Source organism: Clostridium polyendosporum, from assembly GCF_018332455.1.
Classification (GTDB): domain Bacteria; phylum Bacillota; class Clostridia; order Clostridiales; family Clostridiaceae; genus Clostridium_AY; species Clostridium_AY polyendosporum.
The window spans coordinates 1-254 of record NZ_BOPZ01000108.1; the positions used below are offsets into that span (position 1 = coordinate 1).

A 254-nucleotide genomic window follows, 5' to 3' on the forward strand; every position below is an offset into this window, starting at 1 on the left:
TCAACTGCAAATCCGGCGAAGTTGTAGTGCAAGTGAAGATGCTTGCTACCCGCGATTGGACGGAAAGACCCCGTAGAGCTTTACTGTAGCTTAGCATTGAGTCTCGGTATTGTTTGTACAGGATAGGTGGGAGACTAGGAAACATCCTCGTTAGGGGATGTGGAGTCGACCTTGGGATACCACCCTGACAGTACTGGGATTCTAACCGGACACCATGAAGCTGGTGACGGGACATTGTTAGGTGGGCAGTTTGA

1 rRNA gene is annotated in these 254 nt (G+C 50.4%); it reads left to right on the top strand.

The window, feature by feature from the left end:
* A 23S ribosomal RNA gene (locus CPJCM30710_RS17620) occupies positions 1-254 on the top strand; the annotation flags it as partial.